Source organism: Haloarcula sp. Atlit-47R (assembly GCF_003665985.1).
GTDB lineage: Archaea > Halobacteriota > Halobacteria > Halobacteriales > Haloarculaceae > Haloarcula > Haloarcula taiwanensis.
Genome location: NZ_QPLQ01000006.1, coordinates 71,006 through 90,227 on the forward strand (window position 1 = coordinate 71,006; position 19,222 = coordinate 90,227).

General features: G+C 55.2%; 17 protein-coding genes and 1 pseudogene. 10 read left to right on the forward strand and 8 right to left on the reverse strand.

Translation table 11 applies throughout. The features are described from left to right. Positions 1 to 265: 265 nt before the first annotated feature. The gene (locus DVK00_RS18415; protein ID WP_121578242.1) at positions 266 to 1,555 is read left to right on the forward strand and encodes an orc1/cdc6 family replication initiation protein; all 1,290 of its coding nucleotides are present in this window, start codon (positions 266 to 268) and stop codon (positions 1,553 to 1,555) included. Between the two features lie 693 nt (positions 1,556 to 2,248). Here DVK00_RS18415 and DVK00_RS18420 read toward each other — a convergent pair. Continuing rightward, positions 2,249 to 2,620, reverse strand: a complete 372-nt coding sequence (locus DVK00_RS18420) for a hypothetical protein (RefSeq protein WP_121578195.1) — start codon at positions 2,618 to 2,620, stop codon at positions 2,249 to 2,251. A gap of 203 nt (positions 2,621 to 2,823) precedes the next feature. Here DVK00_RS18420 and DVK00_RS18425 point away from each other — a divergent pair, with 203 nt between their 5' ends. From DVK00_RS18425 to DVK00_RS18450, 6 genes and pseudogenes are all read left to right on the forward strand, one after another. Continuing rightward, positions 2,824 to 3,543 (forward strand): hypothetical protein, encoded by a 720-nt coding sequence (locus tag DVK00_RS18425; protein WP_121578196.1) that lies wholly within the window; start codon positions 2,824 to 2,826, stop codon positions 3,541 to 3,543. Between the two features lie 91 nt (positions 3,544 to 3,634). After that, complete coding sequence (locus DVK00_RS18430) at positions 3,635 to 4,162, forward strand: winged helix-turn-helix domain-containing protein (protein WP_121578197.1); 528 nt, start codon at positions 3,635 to 3,637, stop codon at positions 4,160 to 4,162. After that, on the forward strand, positions 4,163 to 4,609 hold the full coding sequence (locus DVK00_RS22490) for a hypothetical protein (protein ID WP_121578198.1): 447 nt from the start codon (positions 4,163 to 4,165) through the stop codon (positions 4,607 to 4,609). Between the two features lie 494 nt (positions 4,610 to 5,103). Next, positions 5,104 to 5,310 (forward strand): annotated as a pseudogene (locus tag DVK00_RS18440) (hypothetical protein); the annotation flags it as partial. Between the two features lie 205 nt (positions 5,311 to 5,515). Beyond that, on the forward strand, positions 5,516 to 5,938 hold the full coding sequence (locus tag DVK00_RS18445; RefSeq protein ID WP_121578243.1) for a hypothetical protein: 423 nt from the start codon (positions 5,516 to 5,518) through the stop codon (positions 5,936 to 5,938). 192 nt (positions 5,939 to 6,130) lie between these two features. After that, positions 6,131 to 6,559 (forward strand): cyclic nucleotide-binding/CBS domain-containing protein, encoded by a 429-nt coding sequence (locus tag DVK00_RS18450; RefSeq protein WP_199722486.1) that lies wholly within the window; start codon positions 6,131 to 6,133, stop codon positions 6,557 to 6,559. Between the two features lie 204 nt (positions 6,560 to 6,763). On the opposite strand, the gene DVK00_RS18455 is transcribed toward DVK00_RS18450, so the two are convergent. The 7 genes from DVK00_RS18455 to DVK00_RS18485 all read right to left on the reverse strand — a co-directional run bounded on the left by DVK00_RS18455 (position 6,764) and on the right by DVK00_RS18485 (position 15,480). Continuing rightward, entirely contained in the window at positions 6,764 to 8,320 is a 1,557-nt protein-coding gene (locus DVK00_RS18455) for a 26S protease regulatory subunit (protein WP_121578199.1), read from the reverse strand. Positions 8,321 to 8,435: 115 nt separating this feature from the next. Then, a complete protein-coding gene (locus DVK00_RS21430) occupies positions 8,436 to 10,307 on the reverse strand; it encodes a hypothetical protein (protein ID WP_158598824.1) in 1,872 nt (623 codons plus the stop codon). After that, positions 10,307 to 12,592, reverse strand: coding sequence for a VirB4 family type IV secretion system protein (locus DVK00_RS18465; protein WP_199722487.1), 2,286 nt, complete (start codon positions 12,590 to 12,592; stop codon positions 10,307 to 10,309). The genes DVK00_RS21430 and DVK00_RS18465 overlap by 1 nt, the downstream gene beginning before the upstream one ends. Next, positions 12,589 to 14,259 (reverse strand): hypothetical protein, encoded by a 1,671-nt coding sequence (locus tag DVK00_RS18470; RefSeq protein ID WP_121578200.1) that lies wholly within the window; start codon positions 14,257 to 14,259, stop codon positions 12,589 to 12,591. Before DVK00_RS18470 ends, DVK00_RS18465 begins: the two co-directional genes overlap by 4 nt. Further along, positions 14,256 to 14,471 (reverse strand): hypothetical protein, encoded by a 216-nt coding sequence (locus DVK00_RS21210; protein WP_147435898.1) that lies wholly within the window; start codon positions 14,469 to 14,471, stop codon positions 14,256 to 14,258. Before DVK00_RS21210 ends, DVK00_RS18470 begins: the two co-directional genes overlap by 4 nt. Before the next feature lie 221 nt (positions 14,472 to 14,692). Beyond that, positions 14,693 to 14,902 carry a hypothetical protein gene (locus tag DVK00_RS18480; RefSeq protein WP_121578202.1) on the reverse strand — a complete coding sequence of 70 codons (210 nt, stop codon included), beginning with the start codon at positions 14,900 to 14,902 and terminating at the stop codon, positions 14,693 to 14,695. Then, on the reverse strand, positions 14,902 to 15,480 hold the full coding sequence (locus DVK00_RS18485) for a hypothetical protein (protein ID WP_121578203.1): 579 nt from the start codon (positions 15,478 to 15,480) through the stop codon (positions 14,902 to 14,904). Before DVK00_RS18485 ends, DVK00_RS18480 begins: the two co-directional genes overlap by 1 nt. Before the next feature lie 274 nt (positions 15,481 to 15,754). On the opposite strand from DVK00_RS18485, the gene DVK00_RS18490 reads away from it, so the two are divergent. The 3 genes from DVK00_RS18490 (at position 15,755) to DVK00_RS18500 (ending at position 19,133) form a co-directional block, all read left to right on the forward strand. Beyond that, complete coding sequence (locus tag DVK00_RS18490; protein ID WP_121578204.1) at positions 15,755 to 16,222, forward strand: hypothetical protein; 468 nt, start codon at positions 15,755 to 15,757, stop codon at positions 16,220 to 16,222. 322 nt (positions 16,223 to 16,544) lie between these two features. After that, the gene (locus DVK00_RS18495) at positions 16,545 to 18,578 is read left to right on the forward strand and encodes an Ig-like domain-containing protein (protein WP_147435899.1); all 2,034 of its coding nucleotides are present in this window, start codon (positions 16,545 to 16,547) and stop codon (positions 18,576 to 18,578) included. Positions 18,579 to 18,626: 48 nt separating this feature from the next. After that, positions 18,627 to 19,133 (forward strand): hypothetical protein, encoded by a 507-nt coding sequence (locus DVK00_RS18500; protein ID WP_121578206.1) that lies wholly within the window; start codon positions 18,627 to 18,629, stop codon positions 19,131 to 19,133. Positions 19,134 to 19,222 lie beyond the last annotated feature (89 nt).

A 19,222-nucleotide genomic window follows, 5' to 3' on the forward strand; every position in this document is an offset into this window, starting at 1 on the left:
TTGGCAAATATGAGGGATAGCCCAAATGAGGCGGAGAGATATACATCGACGGAGGTTGATCTTTTTAGTACCTGCGTCACACAGCAGGAGTATGGCCGGCAGCAATCAGGGTGGGAGTGACCAATCTACGTTGGAAGGGGAATCAACGCAATCAGAGGTAGAGGAGAAGCCCAACGCCACTGAAGATAATCCCGCTGCCGACGACGCATCCCTCAGTCTTTCTGAAGAGGATTCTAGCGAGAGTACACAGCAGTCGATTCGGGATATGCTCAACGAGGAGGGTAACGGGTCAGTATTTGTCAATCGTGATCTCGTCGAGCCCGACACCATCATCGACGAAGAGCGAATCGTCGGTCGCGACGATCAGCTCGAATCGGTCGTGTCATTCCTGAAGCCGACACTGCAAGCAAACCGACCGCCGAATATGCTCCTCTACGGCCCCGCCGGTACTGGAAAGTCACTTATTATCGGTGCTGTGACCCAGCAAATTGTCGAGCTCTGCAAATCGAAGGGCGAGAGCTTCGGTGTTGTCGACATCAACTGCCAGCCGATCAATACGCTCGATCAAGCGGTCTACGAACTTGTCCAGACAGTCGCCAAAGACGTCGGCGCAGAAGTGGGCGTCCCCGAAACTGGCGTGTCGACGAAACGCAAGTACCGACGTCTCTACGAACTCATCAACGAACACTACGATTCGGTCATCTTCATCCTCGACGAGATCGACCTCCTGGTCGGACGCCGCGCTAACGACGAACCCGCCTACTCGAAGTTGCTCTACCAGCTCTCACGGGCCAGCAACACGAACGAAATAGAGGGCAGAGTATCCGTCGCAGCGCTGACGAACGACCCGAAATTCATGGAGGACATCGACGGCCGAGCCGAGAGTTCGTTCAACCCACGGGACATCTACTTCCCAGATTACGACGCTAATCAACTGCGCGAGATACTCCAGAATCGTCGCGATGCCTTCCGACCAGACGCCCTCTCTGATGACGTGATTCCACTCGTCGCTGCTTTTGCAGCGCAGAGTCACGGGGACGCTCGGAAGGCAATTGACCTGTTCCGTGGCGCCGGCGACCTCGCCGACGAGCGTGGTGAGGACAGCGTCGACGAACACCACGTCCGAGAATCCCAGGAAGAAATCGATAAGGACCGCTCGTTGAAACTCGTGGAGGGGCTCACGACGCAGAAGAAGATCTCGCTGTACGCCACTGCCGCCGTCGCACATTATTCGAAGCGCTCAGGCAGTTCCGTTCCGAGCCCAGTTGGATTCAAAGTGTATCAGTGGGTTACTGATGAGCTCGACGCGGATCAAATGACTCGAGAGACGTATGTCAAGTACGTCAAAGAACTTTCTACGTACGGGCTCATCTCGACATCGAGGAAGAGTCGAGGCCGCGGCGGGGGGATGTACATGGAGTTCACCTTCACGGGTGACCCTACGGGGATTATGGATCGAGTCACCGACGATACTCGTTTAGAGGGCATCGTTGGCCAAGGAGAACTACTCCGAACGGTGGTTAACGCGCAACTCAAAGAGTTCCACCAAGACTGAGGGACGGTATTTTCATCAAGTTCGAGTAGGGACACACCCCCCGCCGTCGATGTGTAAGTTCCTGACCCCACCCCCCGTCATCGAAGTGTAACTGATTTCGATGCAGTGACTGATTCCACGAAACCGGACAAGGGAGATCGTGATGATTGAATACAGAGTCCAGGTCGTCTATAGTGGCAAGCACTCTCGCTAGATTCTACTGATTCTGTAGGATGCATTCATTCAAAAGAGAGGAGAGAGGTCCCTGAAGAATTACCTCGAGTTGATACTGCAACCCCCTCCCCCCGTCATCGATGTGTAAAACCGTGAGAAGGGGGCGGGGGGAGAAGACAAAATCGAGGAAAACGGAGGGAACAGCCGCAAACACGGGCGAGAGGTCCTCACACTCTATAAATAACTTCTCTAGAACTTATGACTATAGTCTGACGAAGTTTTATGTGACCCCCGAGTTAACCTAATCCGCAGTGGACCTAGAGTGAGTGTCAACTGGAGTATATCTCCAGTTGATCGAACGAGGCCAATCGCTGTGGATGACTGTCTTTCTACACCCTTCTTCTCTTACTATCACAAGCGTTAGACGCTCTCTACCTGAATGAGACTACTTGTTCTGTCGCCTCTACCCATCCCTCACTGGTGATTTACACATCGATGACGGGGGGAGGGGGTCATCGCTTCCAAACTCATCGACAATCTTCACTTGGGGTTAACCGGGGCAATGTACTCATTCTTCCACGAATCGCCCTCTCGCCACTGCCAGTAAAAATATCGGTACGACTTATCGCCAGTCTCTTTTGTAGTCTTCACCGTGATGTAGGCTCCACCCGGAACATCGCTGTAGTCCTCGGAATCGGTCGAAATATCTCGTTCACTAAGCTCTTCAAGCACCTCTTCATCTACTTCTTCCTCAGCTCGACGTTGTTCCAGTTCTGCCTCTCGTTGTTCTCGTTTCCACTCGGCAAGGTCACTTGCGTAGGCCGCTACCGTTTCCAGCCGTTCCGGGGACTGTTTCTCGAGTGGCTCGCGAAGATACTTCGGAAGATCCGGAGTCGGGGGCCTCTCTGCCATAGTTACCCCACGAGGCGAATACACTTTGTATTTGTGGGGTAACTATGAAGAGCGTGTTCTATCCGATAATACATATCGCACACGGAGGGTGCTCGATTGGATATTTCAGCCGCTCAAACAGAAACTTCACACTACGGTTCCAAGTGTGACACTCGAACACTGCGCGAGTTCATATTCCATGCCGGCGTAACTACCCTCCGTAGATGACTACACCCTCCCAAAACGACGGGTCATCAGATGTCGATACCCCCAGCAATACGCCTAAGTACAGCCCAGTCACACTCAGTTCGATCCACGCTGCTATTGGCGAACTGGGTTACTCGAAAGAGTACATTCCTGTGGTCTCTCAAGCCCTCGATGAACTCCAGCTCGCGCTGTCGACCGCACAGGGTGGCACCTTCCTCTCTGTAGAACTCGCGAACAAAGCGAAATCCTCGAAACATCTTCACATCGACACTCATTCTGAACCCAAGAAAGGGCCGACCCAAGCTCTCACGGACCACTCTCCTGGATTCGATGAAATCATACTCGCGAGCGGCAGTCTCGTCCGGACGATACTCGATGAATTTCTCTGCGTCGTCGACCCCGCATGGCAGCACTCGCTCGCTGAGGAACCGTTCGCAACTCGGAGCTCCGAGTTGGGGAGTGGTATGCCTGGTGGCCTTTCAGCAGACTCTCCCAGTATGGACGCGTTCGCTGAGGATAGACTCATTCCCGGCGTCAACTCTCTTGAGATGCTGTACGCTGTCCACGCGATCGTCGAATTGGCTTTTTACATCTATCTCACAGAGCCTGGTTTCGCTGGTTCGTTGACGACTGACTTGGAACCCGACGTACCCCGATTAGTCGCCCGGACTGCTCACTTCGACTATCTTGTGATGAACGAGCCCGGCCCGTACCGCGCTCCTATCGCTAGCGACTAGGTCTCATCTCCGTCCAAGGTGTATCGCTCGATAAAACGCACATATCTGATTCTCACAAAGATATATTGCGCTTCGTACCCTATCCATGCTTATGACGGAGTTTGATCCGGCGCCAGAGTCACCAGCCACCGAACGACGGTGGCAGCAGGGGGAGGATACGTTCAGTCGTGTCTACGATGTCGCTATGGGGATTACGTCACCCACCCCCGCTGCCGAGATTGCAGACGTCGCAGATTGTTCTCCGAACGCTGCGAAAAAGCATCTTGATCGACTAGCGAAGATGGGTGTCGTCAGTGTGAACCGTGACGGCCGGCCTGTCCAGTACGAACGCAACGAGGGGTATCTCGAATGGCAAGATGCCAGCCGGATCGCTGACGAACTGACCGTCGAGGAGATTATCGACCGGGTAGGTGAACTGGAAGAAGAACGGGCCGACTATGAAGATGAATTTGACGCTACCGATCCAACTGCTGTGAGCGTTTACGACCAGGACAGTCACGAGGCTATTCATGACCGGATGACTGCAGTCAGTGAGTGGCACGGTGTTATTCGGGATATTCGACTGTACGAACTCGCCCGCCAGCTCGCAGAGAACGATGGGCACCTCATCCCGGCATAGATGGGGCCAGACCCAACCACACCGAATTCAGGTTCTCCCGGTCCACCCGACCGACAGACGCTGCAACTCCTGGCCCGGCACCTTCGAACTGAGGCACTCATTGCCGAGACGAAATTCGATCCCGACAGCTACGAGCCTCGTCTGCTTCACGCGTTAGTTGACGCGGGACAGTATCCTGAGGGCGTCGTAGCGGCTCGACTCGACATTCGCTGGTTCACGACGGGAGATTTCTCGTTCCACTACGTCGAAACACACGAGGATGAAAGCCGATGGGAGTGTCGCTGGGACCGTCATCCGAACCCACACAACGCACGACTGCACTTCCACCAACCACCAACCGCAGTGGACGCTACCGACTTGTCACTGTCATCACGCCATCCGCTGGATGTCTACTCTACGGTTCTTGATGCTATCGAGGGGCGTATCCAAACACTCTGGGAGAATTGAGCAGCTTGCAGTCTTGAGATTCGAAACGGTGGCTGATGTATAGGCCAGCCACAGGTGCCTCTGACAGCCGTTATCCAATCGGCACCTGCACATTACTTGCGGACGAAATAAATTCTCCCGTAACACCAGTGTCACCCCCCGAAACGAGTATCAGAAAACCGGGCGTGGGCAACACCCGGCTGGGATGCAGTTGGGCGAGGTCCCGGCAACTGGACAGTTGGAGGTGTGAAACTCGCGGAGACCGTCGCCCACACGGGAAAGATTCTCGACTCCCGATATACGTTTTGTGGTGAGTTTCTTTCATACCGACCGCTGACGACGTCGACGACTGGCTGAACGTAACCAACGTCCAGCCAAAGACACACGGGATTCGGATTTGAGGTCGGGAGCTATCAGGGGGTTTTGACCTCAGATCCGTGTCCCACTGAGACCGTACCTAAGGCGGTGTAATAAAAATTAGCCAACCGGGGCTCGTTGTATCGAGCTATCGGAAGCAAAGGGAAGCGTACGAGATGACGTTCCAAGAACTCGAAGCGATCGATGCCGACGACGAAAGGATTCAAACAATCAGCGACTGGGTCGTCGAGCAGATTCGTGAAAAAGAACGGCTCCTGTCGTCCCGAGCAGTACGCCGACAGGCGGCGAAGTTCTGCCGGGCGAACGGATACCAGGCTCGGAACGATGAGTGGCTCGGGATTTAGACCGAAACCCCGGGCATCCGTTTCGATGACTGTTGTCACGCGTGATCGGGACGGGTCCTCTCACTGGCCAGTAAGCGACTATACTCTCGTGAGACGCGCCCGTCCCGTGTGGAACTGGTACGGGGTTTATCATGTCAGTAGTACAACTTTTGGTATGGCATTCGACATTGAGGTCCCGGACCCACCGGACCTCTCGAACCGGGGCATGCCGTGCGAGTTCGAGTGGCAAGAAGAGACGCTGGGGTCGGAGGACTTCTACCGTGAGGACCTCGAAGACTTGCTCCAGGAGGGTGCGTGGAAGGAGGGGTTCAACGAATGGGCTGAGTACACGAACCTCGAGGAAGAGCATCTTCGACTCGTCAGTGAGCTCGACCTGTTCCACGCGCTCGATTTCTACTGGGACCCGACCGAAGACCGGCTTCGTTTCGACGCGCCACGGATTTCGGACGACTGGCGGGAGCGAGACGCGACTGCGTCGCTCGAGTCGAGCACGGTGTCGATGATAGACGGCGAGTTAGACGACCTCGGCCGGGCGGTACAGGAGGTACTGGAAGACTACCTCGAACGGAACGGGTATGGGTCCGACTTTGGGTTAGGTGAGGAAACGTACGGCGACCGAGAGGAGTGAATCCCGCCACTATAGCCTCTTGGACGGTGTCCGAGTCCGGTGACCGACCCAGTACTGCCAGTTACAGCGTGACCGCTACAGGAGTCGCGACCGGCACAGTAACCACCGTTCTGACGGCGTATTCACTGACCGAACTGGTCACTGTGTCTCCTCACTAGACAGGGTTAACTGTTCAGATGAGTTATAGATAGTGTGATTGACCAGTTTGTCGGTGATGTTATGACCCAGTCGGTTCAAACGGTTCCGCCAGAGACGACGGCCTGTGAGGTAGCCACACTGTTCGCGGATCACGATATCGGTTCGGCAGTCGTGGTCGAACCCGAGACGGGCCAGTACAGCGGCATCGTCACGGAATCCGACCTCATGCGGCTGGTGGCAGCAGGGGCAGATATCGACACCGTGACTGTGGACACGTTTCTCAGTACGCCAATCGTCACAATCGCCAGCACAGAAGATATCCACGCCGCCGCTGCCATGATGAAAGAGCACTCAATCCGGCGGCTCCCGGTTACCGATGACGGCGACATCGTCGGCATCCTCACGACCACAGACCTGACCCATTATCTGCCCCGGCTGCGGAACACAGTCCTCCGTGGACGGAACGACCTGGCCGCTCAGTGAACGTCCTTTACTGACTTGATTCGGGTTCGGTCGCTACGAGAAACGCGCTCTGTGTGCCGCAGCTCATCCAAGATACGCGGTCTCTGAGACAGTTCCGCTGTTCCATACGCACACTCATTCTAACAGACGATTCAGAAGAACAGAGTGAGAAAATAATCTGGCGTGCAATATCCAATCTCCAGTAACACCGTACGAATCGCCGTATCAGTAATACCCGCGCGTGCCTTGTCCAGAGTCCTCGAAGTCTTCCGCATCGATATCCGTGGTGTCTGGCGTACTAGTCCCAATCGGATCGTTTCCGTCAACACGGGGTAGCTCCTCGATGTCGTGATTCCTCATATCGGAGAGTTCCTCTAATTCCTCATTCGGTGGGAAGTCCTCTCGCTCAACACACTCCGCATCGCGTTCAGCTGCCTTTCTCCGCGCATCTTCGATGATGTCTTTCAATTCCGCTCCGGTGAGTCCCGCAGTGTGGCTTGCGAGTTCGGCTAGGTCTTCACCGGAGAGTTCCGATGGAACAGCAGCGAGATGGACGTTCAGTATGGCATGACGTGCCTCTTCGTCGGGGAGGCCGACCTCAAAGTGAGCCGATAGTCGACCCGGACGGAGTATTGCTGAGTCGATATCAGCAGGACGGTTCGTAGCTGAGACAACGATCGCTTCGCGATTCTCTTTCGTGAGTTGGACAAGGAATTCCGAGGTCACTTTGCGATCCTCTGCATGAATCGTCCCGTCACCGAGAGTACGTGCGCCGAAGAGATGCTCCGCTTCATCGATAAATATCACGCAGGGGCCCAGCGCTTGCGCTTCCTGAAACAGGACCTGAATCTGTTCAGTACTGGCGTTGACCCATCTGCTAGTGACATCTCCCGGTGACAGTTCTACGAAGGGAATCCCGAGTTCGCCGGCGAGTGCCCGAGCGAACATTGTTTTCCCTGTTCCCGGCGGCCCGTAGAACATGATCCCCCGAGACGGCTGGATTCCGAATCGCTCGTATCGATCATCGCCTTCGAGTGTGGTCCTCAGCGGCTTTAGAATACGCTGATTCAGCGCCTCTTTCACATCGTAGTACCCGCCGATATCCGCAAACGTGGTCTGGGAGTATCGCCAATCGTAGGATAACTGATCTAACTCTACTGACGCTGGAGTTATTGATACTTGCTTGGGCGGGCTCTTTCGGGCATCAGTGGCGGATTTTTCTGGTGGTTCCATACCCGTTGAGTCGACATTCGCTTCAGAGCCCGAAGTTGATAGGGCCGCTGTGGCACTTTGTTTGTCAGAATTTAGGCTCAATGGCTTCGTATCGTTGCGATACCAGGCTGCGAGCACTCCAACAAAGAAGATAGTTAGCCAGAGAGTTGGTTGAACGTACTCACCAACAAATCCCTGATTAAGAGCTTGTTCTCCTACGTAGTCCTCGACGAATGTCAGCCCGAAGCTAAACAGAAACAACAGGGCACTGCCTGTACCAATGGCTCCGTGGACCCTTCCATTCCATAGAGATGCAGGTATGAACATTACCGTATATACCAGCCCATACATCAGGATTCCATTTAACGCGACGCTATTGTCTATGGTTTCCCATTCCTGACCAAAAGGAAGTCCAATATAAGCAGCTACAATCAGCACTACGATTGTGCTTAGAGTTGCTTTTAGCCAGAACCGGTCGATCAAACGATAGGAGAGGTGCATTGGGATAGTCAAAAGAAGATCAACTACAAAGAGCAGCAGCGCGACTCCCAACCACTGTATGTATGACATTTTATACTGATTTCGTCTTCGTCTGAGTCATCGTCTATACTTCCTTCGTTTGTTCTATCACTTCAATAATATTTGAATAGAACGGTGGGCCTCCGATTATTTGAGACATTTTGATTCATTTGATGTCCCCAGAGTCACCGGCCTGGCCTGCCGCTGCCTTTCCGAATTCATCCAATGTCGTTTCCTCAGTAGGCCGCCCTGGAGAGTTCCCTGTCGTATTTGGCCGAATCATCATATTTGCCGAAGACCGTTTGGTCCCAGAATAAGCCAGATAAGGATTACCACCAGCTGCACCAACGAGGGCTGAAGCACCTATTTTCGAGACATTTTTTGGGATAGTGAATCCTGCCATCTTTGCTCCTTTTTTACTCCGACCGGCTGCAACTTTTCCAGCGGCGGACGTTTTCTCACCTGCCTTTTGCGCCATCTCTCTCCGGTTGATTGATTTCTGCTCTTTGTGTGTCCGATCTGCTGCAGCAGTTTGTTCTTCCGAAAGATTCACTGTCTGCATCCTGCCGCTGGAATCTTGATAGGAGGCCATCGTAGCCCCCGAGTCCGCATCTGTGTGCACGGTTGCACTAGCTCCTTCTGCTGGGCTTTGAGAGATAACTCCAAGTTCAGATGCTCTCTCAAGATCAAGTTCGCGGGAAGTGATTGCTTCAGAAACGAATTCACTAGCTTGTGATGCCTGCTCAGCATCCTTTCTCTTATTGTCGACCGACTTGTTGAACTGACTCACTGGATTCGCTTTATCGGCAACACCAGATGCCGTCTCACTCACTTTGTTTACCCCGGAGCTGACGCTGTCGTCGACTTTCGATAGCGTCTGGCTCTGACCAGTAGCGATTTTCCTTCCTCGCTGTGCTACACTTCCCATACGACTGGCCAGTCCAGAACCACCACTTCCTAAGCTAGACGCACCTGCACTGGCAGCGCCAGCGCCTGAAGCACCAGCTCCGGACGCCCCAGCGGCACCTCCTGCACCACCAGCACCACCGGCACCAGCAGCGCCGGCGCCACCGGCTGCTGCACCACCACCTGCCACAACGCCGCCGACACCACCCGTGGCGACGGTCCCGACTGCTGCAGCGGCAGCCAAGGTTGCAGTTGTCGCGGCTTCCCCGACGCCGAGTGGTTTGCCCGCCCATGATATCTGTTTCCAGACGACTACGACCAGTATTATCGGGAAGATCATAATCAGGGCTATCTCCGCAGCGAGGGATGCTGCAGTTCCAGCTATTCCGTCGGCACTCTCGACGAATCCACCGTTTTCAATGAGTGCCATCGTGAGGATGACCAGCGAGATAATCGGGCCCGAAAGTAGCGCGTAGACGCCCATCTTGAGATAGGTCGCCCCGACGTTACCAACGGCTTCCAGCGGCCCTCGTCCAACGAACCAGAGAGCCACGAAGAACGGGGTTCCGATGAACACGAGGTACACTATGAACCACCGGAGTAGCAGGAAGAATATCGTGAATATCACGGCTAGCATCGTCAGGAACGCCGTGAACAGAGAGATGACCATACTCAGCGTGGACGCTAAATCCCCAGCTGACTCGTAGGAACCGAAGGCCCCACCGACAGTTGGGTCGTAGTCTAGCATCCCAATCGTCACGGCATTGGTCACATCGATAGCGAACCCCCACGCTGGCTGGGAAATCCCGATGAAGAAAATCGCCATCACCAGCCGAATTATCATCTCAACGATGCTGAATTCCCTATTCTCCCCGAACGGCCATGCGACGAGTGCAACCGCGAAGAAAATCGGCAGCAGTATCAGCGAGATATCGAACACGCCGTTGAACACATTCCCAGCAGTCGCTGATTCATACGGATTCGGAACGACGATTAACTGTCGAATCATCCGCTCAGTGATTGCGGATGAAAACTCAGTCGCGGCATCCTCGAATATCTCCTCGACCTCGTCGAGGAAAAACTCGACAATGCCGGTCATGACATTTCTGAATGCGTCTTCGAGCTCTCCCATTATCGATCTCCCACAGCCGAGGTCGGCTGGGTGTTCTGAGAGGGCGCTTCAGATGCGTCCAGTGTGCCATCAATACCTGACGTGTCTTCTTGGACTGGTTGAAGCGAATCGATGTCTTCACCCATTCCAGCACTAACCGCTGGTTCGCTCGGTGCTACACCACCCTCTTGCTGGGCGATGTACGCCCATGGATCGAGATCGTTATCGAGGACGTGATGTTCGAATTCCCCCGTGTGAACCTCGATACGGCGACGGCCGTGTTCCGTGGAGGAGAGAAGACAGCCAGAAAATCCTGAGGCTTGGCCTCGAGGCGCGTCTGACTGTAGGTAGTTCACCTCTTCCGGAGAGAGGTCGAAGTACTCTCGCGTCTCCTCGGCCACTGACTGCGTGTAGAACAGCATCTTGATGTCGCAGTTATCGTAGACCTCGTGGGCCTCTGGTGTCCGGAGGAACTCGTGAGCCGTCTGGCTCATGAGCGTCAGACCGGCGTCGTAGTGCCGGGCGTGTCTGATGAAGAGGTTGATGAGATCACGCGTCGACTCCCGGCCCAGCAGATAGTGCGCCTCGTCGAAGGTGACGTCGAACCGGCTGGGTGAGCGTTTGGCCTCGAGATACGCCCAATTCAACATCGCGTGAAGAATGAGGGGCATCTCCCCGGTGTCAGCGAAGGAGCTCATATCCATCACGACGAGGCGTGAGTTGAGGTCCAGGTTCGTCTGCCCGTTCAAATTCTGGTTGATGCCTCCGGGCTTGAACGACTCGAATTTCGGCTCAAGCGCTTCGGCAAAGCTACGGTGTGCTTCCGATGGCTCGAATATCGCGTCAGGAACAGCGAATGGCGGTGTCTCTACCAGCTGTCCATCGGATTCTAGGATATTGAGTTCCTGTAACTGGAGGAGGTCCTCCATTGGGACAATCTCTTTTTCGAACGCTTTCGCGAAGCCGCCCACCGAGATAATTTTCACCCCACGGATGAGGTCACCGATAGTCGGTGACTCCTTCTCATAGGTGTCGTACTGCCCCATCACGATTCCTTTCGAGAGGTACGCGTAGTGCGCTGCCTGGGTCAGCATCCCTTCTTCAGCCGGTGGGAGTCCACCACTGGCTTCGAAGAGGGTGTGTAGCATCTCGACGATGGCCCGGACGGTCAGTGCATAGGTATCTTCAGTCTCCCCAATGTCTCTGTTCGGTGGTTCAAGATCCATCGGGTTGACTTTCTGATTCCCACCGAAGCGAATCACCTCTCCACCGAGCTTTTCGGCGAAATACGGGTAGTCGTCTCCAGCGGGGTCGAAGAGGACGAATTGAACATCTGGCTCACGGAGCATCCGGCGATACACCTCGCTCTTTCTGCAGTAGGACTTCCCCGACCCCGTTTTCCCGGTGATTGCGGCTGCAAAGCCGGAATGAGCGTAGCGGTCGATTACGACCGGACGGGATGTATCGTCGAATCCAAGCAGTATCCCATCTTCGTCGTAGATCGGCGGTTCGACGAGATTGAATAACGTCCCGAGTGCTTCCAATTGGACCGTGTGGGTGTTGTCGATAGTATCGGTCGCAAAGGGCGCGACTGAGCCGTTGGCTTCGAACTGCTGTCGTCGCAGGACGACCGTTTCGACATCCTGTTCGGCAAGAATGGTCTCGACCTGCGAGCGCGTTTCTGCCAGCTCCTCTTGGGACTCCCCGAGCAGTTCGATATAGACTGCAATCTGGAACATTTTCGTCTTGCCGCGGACGACGTCTTGGAGGATGCGAAGCAGGTCGTCCCGTTCGGCTTCGTCTTCCTGCAAGTCAGTACGCCCCTTCTTCGCCTTCCGCATCAACGATGTCTGCGTATGGGTATATCGAGCCTGAAGCTTGTTGCGAGCCTTCTTTTGGTCCGTGGGCTCGATGTGTAGCGACAGCCTGAGATTGGCGTCAGCCACCGTGAGGGGCACGAGCCAGCCGAGGCCGACTTTCGATGGGAACGCTGTGACAGTTAACGTCGTCGAGATGGTGCCGTTTCGAACCTGATATTCCGGCGTTCGCTCCATCGTTTTGGGCGCGATCAGCTTCTTGTCCAAGTTCTCGCGCTCCGCAAGCGATTCAACGGGAGAGACGAGCGGGACTTCATCAGTTTGGAGTTGATAGGCCGCCCACTCGATGTTCTCGCGGTTTGGCTCCCGGTTTATCAGTTGTAGATACTCTATCGCGACTTCGGTCTCGTTCCCGGTCAGATCGTCGATAGGGATGCGTTCTTCGTCGTCGTCGGATTCGTTTCCGAATAGGACATGTAATGGGTTCATTTATCCTCTCCTGCTTGCTTTTCACCTGGCTGTTCTGCTGGCGACACCTCTTCGCTAGATTCGCTCAGAGCCTTCTCAGACGCTTCTTCACTGTCGGCTGTTCCTGACTCCGTTTCAGTACGCTGCTCCTCGCTGTTCTGGTCTGTGGTGTCTGGCACTGCTGCTGAGATGCCAGCAGTGGTAAGCTGGCCGCCATCAGCTGCAACATCAGACACGACTGGACCGTCGTCATCGGCGTCGGATTCTACATCGATGCCTCCGTCTTGACCATCGTCACCACCAGTGTGACTCGGCAGATTGAGTCGACGTTGTGAACGAATCGCTACGGCCACAGCGAAGACCAGTGCAAAGACACCAGCTGCATACACCTGAATCGTGAACGTAGTCTGTGCCGGTGCGGACAGGTCCCATTGGAAGGGATACGCCCTGACGAACAACACCGTAGCGTAGGCTGTGACAGAGAGGCCTGCTGTTCCAACCAACTTGGCTCTCCTCCCGGTCGGCAGCAGTATGACGAGACTCAGAAGGAAGGCCGGTAGACTCACCGCTAGTCCAGCGAAGGATGCTGTTCGTGCGGTCCAGTAGATATCAGCGCCTCGTGGTGCAGCTTCCAGACTCCAGACGAACCCGCCGAGACCACCAAGCGCTAATCCCACGCTCAGGATGGCCAGAGAGAGCCCAGCGTACACTGAGGCGGGAATAATCGGCCGCTCACCGTGACCGATGGGGCCAATGTTTCTGGCATACCAGCGCAGTATGCGGTCTTTCGAGACCCGATCAGCCAAATCTGGGTGGGCAAAGCCTCCGTCGGGGATGGGGGCTAAATGAGTCGTATCGGATTCTGGATCAGGTTCTGGGTCTGTATCAGAAACCCGGCTGTACTCAGACTCATTCTTGCTGCTTTGCTCAGAATCCGGTGTGTCACTAACGGTGTCCGCGGAGCTAATTGCAGCGGCTTCGGCCACTCCCGAGGGCCGGGTGAAATTGCTCTGTGTGAACCCGAACGCTGGCTTCTCGTTGTTGTAGACCTCGTAGAGTATCTCCAGCACCGCCGGCCTGGTATCGATGAGAGTTGTTTCGACCTGTACCTGAGGCAGTTTCGAGGCAACGTGCGAGGCACGTGCTTTCACTTCCTCGATGTACGCGTCCTCATCTTTCTCTTCGGGTTCGCTCTCGCCCTGTACTTTAGACAGAAGCGAGTTTAGGGGACTCTCTTCGGATCGATCTTCGCCCTTGGGGACAGCCACTGCGACAAAGAACTCTCTATCTCGAATATCTGCGACGTCGATGACTTCTCTGACCCACTCTGCGTGATACTTCCGACCGTAATCTAACAGCGGGGACTCGTCAGGAGCGACATCTGAATCATCTTCGGTGTTCGATCCGATGACTAATTCGTCATCGACAGCAACTCCTTCGAGATACGGCTCAGGATTGTATGCCGTAGACATCGTCAGGATCTGTGTCGGGAACGACAAGCTTCGGAGATAGCTTAGGAACGAGCGGTAGATACTCTCTCGACGGTCAGTCGAAAGGACCAACCAGTCGGTTGGCTCAACCCGTACTATCATCGCATAGCTCGTTGGCGTCTCGATGATGCCACCATCTCGAATCGTGGTGAAGTCCATCAAATCGAGTGTCGATCCCGACCCGTCGACGGAGCTCATCGAGTCCCCTCGGATTCAACAGCTGACGGGCTGTCGGAGTCACTGACACTACTTTCCTCGTGGAACGCCCGCCCGGTTTCTTCGGCGGAGTATTCGTCGTGGGTGAGCCATTGGTCTGAGGTGTCACCATGGCCGAGGCTTCCCTGGTCGGGGGTCGGCGCTTGCCAAATGAACTCTTCAGGGTCCCGCAAGTCACGGAGAATTGCCTTCATGAAATTCAATGGGCGTTGCCCTGCTGGCGTCCGCCTGTAGACGAAGACCCCAGTACATACTCCGACCAAGAGGAGGGGAAGGGTGATCTGTAGCGGCAACCCGAGTGTGTACAGTATCACACACGGCAGCATCGGTGGGCCGATTGATTCCGCCAACTTTCGGACTTCGTAGCCACCGATCTTTGATTTCAGCAGATTCGAGGCCATCGGGATATCCTGGCTCACGGCGAATCCTCCGTACAATCCGTGTTGTCTCTGCCCGACGGGAGGCCGAGCTGTTGCTCGGTCGCGACGAGCTGCTGTTCGGCTTTCAACATTAGGCCACGCCACGTCAGGCCCAGATCTTCTCGTACGGTTACGAGCCACTCATACTCATCTGCATCGGAAATCTCGATTCGGGTCCTGTGGTTAGCGGGTGTCTCGGATGGCATCAGAACTGCCCCTCATCGAACTCGAGATGATACTCGTCATATCCGTAGTACGGGTCGACTGAGTCGAACTGACCGTCGTGAGTTTCCTCACCCTCTACCCATGGCTCAGAAATTGGTTCATCCTCAAACGCCTGGCTGTGGGTCTCTAAAGACTCGAACGCTTCATCTTCGCCGTCCCTGGATTCATTGCTTGGCTCCTCACCACTGTTGCTTAGGGATTCGTGTGACTGGAAAGACCTTGGACCAGCATCGCGATCTTCGTCGACCGATGAAACATCACTGGACGACCTGGTTGTATCGTGTGGACCACCTTTCTTGTCGACATCCGCCACGTCGTTAGCAGAGAATCCCTGCCCACTACTGGAGCATTTTGCTGTCCTGTCGAGGGTGCTCACCGGGCTGGTGGAGGACGATGGGTTGGTATGGGCCCGTAGGATCGCTTGGACGAGGTCGGTGCTTGCTGCGTCTTTCGCGCCTGCGAGGAGTACGCCGCGCCACAACAGCCCGTGGCGTTCACGGAGGTCACGGATTCGTTCGTATTCTTCGGCAGAGTGCCAGTCAATTTGTACTTCGGGCATTGTCGGGTGTCCTTACTGTTGAGCGGACTAGCCTCGCTTACACGCTCACGAACCGCCTGGAGGGCGGGCATCGCATTGTCGTGTGATTAGGGGGATTTTAGCGGGCTTTTCCGTTGGATGGTCTCTGTTGGTAAATGATATAATGGTAACAGGATTGCAAGGATTGTAACATTACAACCGTTGGAATCTGTGAGTCTACTTGCTGTAGGTCGCCCTCTCTGTGCGTACTCAGTTGACAGCGGGTTCCGCCGCTGGCAGCTCCTCCATCCCTCCAATGACATTCGAATCAACAGACCTGCTCGGGCATCTCATTCCCGTAGTTTCCAGTATCGGGTGGTTCCCCGCGTTTGGAGCAACGGCCGACGTATCGACATCTGCTATTCTTTCTCAGCTCCTCCATCTCAGCCCTGAGTGGGTAGCTGTGAGCCAGCAGCTGCTGGGAATGTTGCTCACATACCCACTCGGTGGCAGTTTCGATACGGTTGTGACTTTCCTCAGTGGCCACAGCGGAATTGTTGACGAGATTGCCGGCGCCGCTGAGATGCCCGCTTGGTTCGGAACATCAATGCAGACTCTCGGACTGATTCTGCTCGTTGTCGGAGCGATGGCGTGGGCCGTCAGTCCAAGTGCTCGAACGCGAGAACGGGGCTTCTATCTCGTATCCTCCGGATTCGTCCTCGCGATTGTCGGTTACGGATTCGAAACATTTCAGGAGTTGATTCAATATGTCTTCACCGCGTGACGAGGGGAACTCATCCTTCGCTCGTATCTTGTCCTGCTCGAGGACTTGGTCGCACTCGGTGGCGGCCTTTCGACAGAGAATCATCTTCGCTGTCCTCCTCCCAGCTATCGTTTTCAGTTCAGTCACGATGCCCGTCAGCGCGACTTCGCTTGACCCTATCTACGAAGTCCCGACACCCAGTCCCGGTGTAGAAACGTTCCACGACGGGACTTTTCGGATTCTGGCGAATAACGACGAAGACGTCTCACCATCGTATTTTGACTCAGATCCAGGTAGTGATGAGACATATCTTGGGTATCCCAGTGCGCTTGGTGATGAAGTAATGCCATCCGCAGATGCACTCTACGCGACGACGACTGGCGATGTTTACCGGACGCATCTCTCTGATTCTGTGCCTATCCCATATCAGGATGAGTGGATCACGTTTACCGAATGGCAACGCTCGGGTGGAACACCAGCCAGATTTTATCCAGTTAGCTCTGATTCGACGGTCCCAACAGACTCCTCTGGGCAGTGGCAAGTCATCACTCGCAACCGGAATCTAGAGGCCCGGACGGTCTACAACGCGCAAGTCTATAGGAATCCTCTCACCGACGAGCTTGAGATACTGAACTCCGATGATGCACTGGTCTACACCGCTCGCAGTGCGACCATTCAGGAGCGGTATCTGCACATTCGGGACCAGTACTTGCAATACAGTGATGATTCTTCCAGAGCAGTCATCCCGATGATTGATGGGGAAGAGGTCTATGCCACAGCAAGCGGTGGGTCTGTTCCGCTCCCGCACGGACCCGGTAGTGCTGACACAATATCGGATGCCTGGATTGGGATTTCCGATGTCCGAGAGAGCGCGTGGTATCGCGACTCCTACGTCACTGACAACGCCGACCTCGGTGCGTACATTTTGTACGACTATCGGGCCAGCGCCCCCGATGACTTCACGAGAAGGTCCAGCTGTACCCGTACTCACACCGTCACCCGAACAGTCACCGTTGGGAACGAGACAAAGACTGTCACGGATACGCATACGCACAGGTATCCCCGTACTCGATGGGCTGAGTTCGACCTCGTCGATTCGAGTGCGACCGTCACTTCCGTCTCCTTAGATGGGGTCGGCTACGATGGCGACTCAGCACTCGTCGAACAGGAGGAAGGCGTCTGGATGGCGACCGATGGAGGAAGGGACCGCTCAGCTGAGTTCATCCCCGGTGAATACGAACTCACCGCGACCCTAGAAGTCGAGTCCGAGGTAGAAGCCCGGTGGGGTGTACGGAGTAGCCGATGTAGTGAGTATGAACGCTCTCAGAGCTATACTCGGACGCTGACTCGAAGTCACTCCGTCCCGGTGACTATCGTCGACACAGACGCGTCGGGTCTTGAAATAGATGTCACCGTCCTCGACGGCGTCGAATCGGACCGGACAATCGTCCAATGGGATGGTGACCAGGACCTCACTGGCGCTCCGTGGAGCTCGATCGAACTCGAAATTGGCGACGCCACTTTCAGTGTTGATTCACCGTGGCGATTCTACGGGGTCTCACAGACAACGCATATTGAGGAACGGAGTGGTAGTGCCAGCGAGACATATCCAGTCACCCACACTCAGGGTGACGACTGGCCTGCGCTCGTGCATACGGTGACCAGCGTCGGTAACGTGTCCGTGTCTGCGGCCTACGGGCCAGATGGCGAATACGGCGGCTTGTGGATTGAAGATGAGACCGCGATTGACGAGGAAATTCCGGGAACAGAGCTACCCGCGGGTGTCGTCGACGAAGCCAACGGTTCACCGACGTATCTGTTCGAGAGGCTCGAAGGGGAATTCAGGCCACGAGATGCAAGAGTCGACGAAGCGCTGAATGTCCGGGCCTCGACGGTCTTCGATACCCAGGTTCCGGATGCGAATATTGACGCCCATATCGTGACATCTGAACTTTCGGAACTAGCCGTCGCCGACACCGTACCGGGAGACGACCCGAGCGACAGGCGTGTCCTCCTCCGGCTAACCGATCCCGATGGAAATCCAATACCGAACCGCGAGATTTCACTGAGCGGCGCCGTTGACGAGACAGTGACGACGAATGGAGACGGCGAAGCCTGGACAACGCTCGATGGGCCCTATCTTCGCGCTTCGTATTCTGGCGATAATCTGGCTGGTAGTGATGGGCGATACTTCGAGGGCGATTTCACGACCTACATGGCTCCCTATTCGTACGACGGCTGGGGAGCAACGGGGACGGTTGAACGGTATCTTGAGGCGGCTATCGGCAGCGTGCTCATGTTCGTCGAATGGATTGCGCTCGGTCTCTTGGCCTTCTGGTGGCGAAAATACATCAGCAGGAGAGAGGCACCCCAATGATGGCCGATTCCGGCTGCTGTGATTTGGCTAGTCTCGTGAGGCCACTCCATGTCTAGCGTTGACGGCCTCGTGGCACCTGCTGAAGCGCTTGCGACGATTGCTAACGTACTTGGGTACTACGGGACGCTTATCGCACTCATCGTCGGTCTCGTCGGATGGGTGAGTGCGACCCGAGATGCCGGGAGACAAGTTCGCTTCCGTGGGATGGCCATTGCTGGTGCTCTGGGGCACGTGGTTATCATCGGCGTTGAAGCGCTCTATGCGACAATCCGCTTCATCATGGGGACTGAGTTCCTGCCCGATAGCTGGCCGTATGAAGCATCCCTCTCCGGGTCAGGGGAGAGTGATTTGATACTCCTCTCAGAAGCGCTCAGTGGGTTGCTGTACCATCTGGGTCTGGCGATATTCATCATCAGCATCACTGCATGGGCCTTCGGCCATATCGGGCGTGAAGGCTCGCTCAGGAGCAACACTGGGGTGACTCTCGGGCTGGTGATGATTGCCACCTCGATAGGCGGGAATCTGTTCAGTGTATTCGCCTATATTTTACTGTGAAATCACTCAGGCCTCGTCAGACTGAATTATATCCACTCTGTACAAATCAACTGCAATTCTGCTCAAAAAGCGATGCAATTGGCATGTCT